Source organism: Neobacillus drentensis, from assembly GCF_036965245.1.
Lineage (GTDB): Bacteria > Bacillota > Bacilli > Bacillales > Cytobacillaceae > Neobacillus > Neobacillus drentensis_G.
Genome location: NZ_JBALPG010000095.1, coordinates 1 through 5,313, shown reverse-complemented (window position 1 = coordinate 5,313; position 5,313 = coordinate 1). Strand labels below are relative to the sequence as shown.

The following is a 5,313-nucleotide window of genomic DNA, read 5'->3' as shown; positions in this document are numbered from 1 at the left end:
CCTGGAGCGGAAATCAACACACAAATTTAACATGCTCATTACAAAAAGGGTGCCCCCTAAAAAGTTACTTGGGACACCCTCTTCTTTATTTACTAGAAATACATTTGCAATGTATATCAAAAAAATCATGATAATTATTTTCCAAAGTGACAATGCAATATAATTCTCAATTTAGAAACATTTGAGATTGAACAAAGATATGGATAATTTCATGAAAAATGATTTCACTAATTGAAGATAAGAAAAACGGAGATGAATGATATTGAAGTATTCAATAAAATTGACATAAAAGAGTGTGATTAAATGAAAAGTAAGAGATGGATATAAACATTAACACACTTTATAGTTGGAAAAAAAATATGGGTTAGAGTGTTTTCATAAAGCATTACCTAAAATGACAGAAAACCATCGATTTAGATTCTTCCAAAAACGGATGCTTGAACTTGAGGAGGAGAATGCATTCCTAAAAGAGAAAATGAGTAACTGTACGAAATTACAAAGGGGGAGAGAACGTCTAGGTATGTGATGAGAAGAAAAATGACACAAATAAAGGGTGTGTGGAAAATCTTGTGTAAGTAAAATCTGACAATCTTCGCAAGGCAAGAACTAAAATTATATGTTTGATACATTTAAATCAATTCAATATAGATCTTTCTTTTGATCTTCAATGTCTTTAGTAGACATTCCTTTGGAATAAAGGCCAATAATTTGATCTTTCAATCCATTGGTGGTTTTTTCATATTTTTTAATAATTTGTGTTTCATTGTATTGCCAAACTTTGTCTTAACTGTTTATTGACTATATTCATTTCGACTATTTCCAGTATGGTCACCCACATTATCATGTTTTGAATTGCCGAGATGATCATCGAATTCATCCTAAAAAGACTTATGAATGGCATCCTTAAACAGGATCTTTAAATTTTTCCTATATGTCTACTTTTACAGCAAAATATTCACGAACCACTAATTAAGAAATAAATATTTAGCTTATTTACCTTTAAACGTACTAGCGAGGATTTAAATGAAAGTAGATCACCTGCTCACCTTCTTGCTAACACATTTGCTTACATACTTATTTTTCTTAAATGAATTGATTTAACTTGGTTGATTTTGACCCCAATAAAACCTTGATAAATCAATATTTATTTAACTTATTTAATTCAGTTGAACTAGCTTGATTTTGCTACATAAGATTGACAGGGTTGAGGTAGGAAATAGGTTAAGTAATGGTGTGATTTTAATCATTACCTAACAGATGGCTATAGGTGCTATGCTTGGTGCCCAAATTTTTAAAACTACAAATCACAAGCAAACACTAGGAAGTAAGAAAGCTTGATATATCAATATTTCCGAGTACATAAAGATACTAAAAAAAAAGATGCTAGCAAACTTCAAAACTGCTTGAGACCTGCGTGCCAGGTCTGGTGGGTTCGATTCCCACACAGTCCCGCCAACCTTGAAAAATAAGGTTTTATGAGTTTTTTTGAGAAGTTAAATTGAGGCAAAAGTTGTTGGCCAACAACTGAAAATATTATCTTTAATCACATTTTGGTAACATCAGATATAAAAAATTACATACGTTATTTTATGAGCTGCTCGAACTGAAAGGCAGCTTATTTTTGCATATTTGGTAACACATGAGTATAAGTGTCCATCTTGAATCTGATTGTCGAATGTCCTAATCGTTCTGACACAACTTATGGATGAACACCTTGTTGAAACATTAACGTTGCAGGTGTATGTCTTAAATCGTGAAATCTAACATAATGAAAGCCACTAATTTCAACAAGCTTACGAAAGTTCCTCGCCAGTTCTGTTGGTTGAATTGGTTTACTATTGTTTGGAGCAAATAGTAAATCTAAATCGTTACATTCAGATCCTAACAACAATTTATGTCTATGTGTTGCTAATAAACTTTTAATAATTCTTGGATTAAGGTTTATGTAATTGTTACGGATCCACTTTTACCGGATTTAAAGTTTTTAAATATTAGTCCTACTTTTTTCACTTCCTGTAAAGATTGTCTTACGAATAAGATATTATTTTCAAAATCAATATCCTGATATCGTAATCCTAAAACTTCACCTCGACGCATCCCTGTATGAATCTATGGCTGCTTCCAAGAAGGTTTTAACTTGTTCAATATCCTTAAGTTTTTGAAGTCGGGAGTAAATTACTCCCTCCTACTCGATTCCCTCCAAAGCTCGGGTGCTATTTTATACCTTCCAAGTTTACCCCTGTCAACTTTCTTAATTGTGTCGAAAAAGAACGATTAAATACTAAAATTTACTGAAAGATTATACCCTGTCGAAAAAAATAAAATTTAAACGATAAAAAACAGTGTTAATTTTCTAAATACGACAAAATATTCATAATATTACTGATACTATTATTAGGTAATTAGTATTATTAAGGTGCGAGGAGGACGAAAATGAAAAAATCCAAAAAGCTTTTATCCGTTTTATCTACTACTGCTCTAGTAGGTAGTATGTTACTTCCTTCCGTGGGAAGTGCGCAGGTTAAAGGGTATAACCCAAATCCGGCAGTGCAGGAGATAGGTTCAGACTTTCGCTCTGAAACCGTAGAAGAGGTATTAAAAAATAACAAACTTAATTTAAGTGGGTATGATGTAAACGGAGAAGTTTCATCAGACAGTGGACAAGCTGGAGCGGCTTCATCCGTAACTCCGGGCGATGTAGGGACTGTTAAACCGTGGGTTACACATAATGATGTAACTGGACAATATGGACTAACGAATTTTACTCTCAAAGGAGTTGGTACATATGGTGAGGTATGGGTAGCAAATAATCTTGCGTATCCTACAGGAGACCCAAGGAATGCTGCTGGAGTATCTGTCGTTACCGATAAACAAGTAAACTATCTTTTAAATCAATTTGATTCAAAAATGTATGAACAAGAGGTTGCCTTTTTTGGCGCCCCTGCTGAAAGAAAGGGAGAACATGCTGCTAATTCTCTTGGTGATTTATATAAGGACGAATCTGGGCGTGTCGTTATCCTAATTGATAACATTAAAGATGATAGTTACTATGATGCGAATTATCCTAGTTATATTGCAGGATATTTTTCATCAACTATAAGTGATTTAACGGACAGAAATGTCATGACAATTGACAGTTTTGATTGGTTAAACCGGACAGGTCCAACTGCTGCAAAACCTTTCTTATACGAGGGGACTTTTGCTCATGAGTTTCAACATTTACTTCACCACGACAGTGATGGTGCAGAAGAAAACTTTATAAATGAGGGATTATCTGATTTTGCTCAATATCAGGTTGGATATGGTCATTCAAAATCACACGTCGACTTCTTTATGAGTAACCTCAAGAACTCCTTAACGCAATGGGGAGATCAGTCAGATCTTCAAATACTAGGAGACTATGGGGCTGCTTATCTATTCCAGCTTTATTTATACGAACAATTTGGCAAGGAATTTATTCAGAAAGAATTCAAAAACCAATTACAAGGTATTAATAGTATTAATGCCGTTCTAAAAGAAATGGGTAGCAAAAAAGACTTTAATGCAGTATATCAAGATTTCATGATTGCATTAATGCTAGATGGAAAATATCAAGGAGATAATAAGACATATAATTTTAATACCATTGACCTTAACCCTAATATCGAAGCAGCATCAAAATTAGACTCTTTTGCACCAGCTTGGGGAACTGATGTAAAAGTGATTACTCCTGACAAGAAGATCGACCATCTATATTTCAAAGGTCTTGATTTCCTCGGTACGAACTGGAAAACAGTAACTGATCCAGTAAAAGGTGAAGTACTTTGGGGGAATCAAGGGGATCAAGCAGATAATTTCCTGATAAAAGAGCTTGATTTAATAGGAAAAACAAATCCAATCCTATCTTTTGAAACAAAATATAATATTGAAGAACAATGGGATTTTGGTGCTGTTCAAGTTTCAACAGATAATGGAAAAACGTGGGCTTCTTTAGCGAATGAACACACAAGAGATGATTTGGTCGCCAATGGATATCCAACAATAAAACAGAATTTACCAGGATTTACCGGTAGCTCAAATGGTTGGACAACAGAAAGTTTCGACCTTTCTCAATACATGGGTCAAAAGGTCCTTGTGGCATTCCGCTATATGACAGACTGGGGCTATAATGAAGCAGGATGGTACGTATCAAATCTTAAGCTAAATGGCGAGCTAATTGATACCATGAAAACGACTGAGGGCTTCATGAGTTTAGAAGAAGCAACAAAGGAATATGTGGATTACCAAGTTCAGTTTATTGGATATAAGAAAGGTGTTGCAAAAGGGCAAGACAATCATGTCAAAGTTATTAAATTCCCTAATCTCCTAAATATGAGTGAAAGTGATAAGGTAGATCTTCGTGATATGCTACAAAGCTCTCAATATTCTAAAGTAGTAATGATGGTTACTTATGCACCTGCTCCTGGCAAGGGTGGACGTGCTGAGTATAATTACGATGTAATTATGAAGGCTAACAAAAAGAAATAAATAAACTCCAAGATTCATTAAGTTATATAAATCGGGGCTTACGCCCTAGAATTCTGAATTTTTAAATCTCTAAAAATTAAAGTAACTTTCCAATAATGACCTATTTTACGACTATCTTAAAGAAGCTGTTCCAAATTAAAACTTTGGGCAGCTTTTTTTGGTTTTGGTGATTACGTTTCAAATGTGAATAATAATGAAATATTCTGAATTGTAGATATGCTCTATCTATCCTTTTTTGTACTACAAATGACCTCATTTAATACAACAAAAAATGTAATGTTGTTGTGCCAACGCACTCCGTTAAAGAAGGAATTATTATTTTTCTTGAACATTGAGGTTTTTATAAAAATCATCAACAATTGGATAAATATCGGGTTCTGTATGGTAATAATGGTCATTTACTTGTGTTAATCCGAATTTAAAAGTCTCTTCATCATCCTGAAAAAGAGTAATTGAATAATTAAATCCGTCTCTTAGCTCTTGGTTTTCATCTGGAATAAACTTAATGTCTTTTATTTTATTAAGAAAATTATCAATAACCTTTTTATCTTCAACTGTTTTCTTATATCCTGAGTTTCCGTCAAATATCACCATTTTAGTTACTTAGTTAATATCTCTATCATAAAATTGAGATAATGTCTTTGTCTCTAAACCACATCCAACTAAAACTAAGGCAAATAATAAGATTATACCAATTTGATTTTTGATATCTCATCACTCTCCCTATAATTTGACGTTAATCTTGTTTATTTGGTTGCTAATCTTTAACTAAACTTCGTTACTTGAATAAGAAAAGAGCATTACCGT

At 33.3% G+C, this 5,313-nt stretch carries 4 protein-coding genes and 1 pseudogene; 1 reads left to right on the top strand and 4 read right to left on the bottom strand.

The annotated features are described in order from the left end of the window. Positions 1–642: 642 nt before the first annotated feature. The 3 genes and pseudogenes from V7150_RS26655 to V7150_RS26650 all read right to left on the bottom strand — a co-directional run. Positions 643–920, bottom strand: a pseudogene (locus V7150_RS26655) (transposase); the annotation flags it as partial. Between the two features lie 779 nt (positions 921–1,699). After that, on the bottom strand, positions 1,700–1,888 hold the full coding sequence (locus V7150_RS18220) for a tyrosine-type recombinase/integrase (protein WP_335521211.1): 189 nt from the start codon (positions 1,886–1,888) through the stop codon (positions 1,700–1,702). 53 nt (positions 1,889–1,941) lie between these two features. Beyond that, on the bottom strand, positions 1,942–2,097 hold the full coding sequence (locus tag V7150_RS26650) for a hypothetical protein (protein ID WP_420490308.1): 156 nt from the start codon (positions 2,095–2,097) through the stop codon (positions 1,942–1,944). Positions 2,098–2,433: 336 nt separating this feature from the next. On the opposite strand from V7150_RS26650, the gene V7150_RS18215 reads away from it, so the two are divergent. Continuing rightward, on the top strand, positions 2,434–4,506 hold the full coding sequence (locus V7150_RS18215) for a choice-of-anchor J domain-containing protein (protein WP_335521198.1): 2,073 nt from the start codon (positions 2,434–2,436) through the stop codon (positions 4,504–4,506). A gap of 315 nt (positions 4,507–4,821) precedes the next feature. On the opposite strand, the gene V7150_RS18210 is transcribed toward V7150_RS18215, so the two are convergent. Continuing rightward, the gene (locus V7150_RS18210; protein ID WP_335521196.1) at positions 4,822–5,100 is read right to left on the bottom strand and encodes a hypothetical protein; all 279 of its coding nucleotides are present in this window, start codon (positions 5,098–5,100) and stop codon (positions 4,822–4,824) included. Between the last annotated feature and the right edge of the window lie 213 nt (positions 5,101–5,313).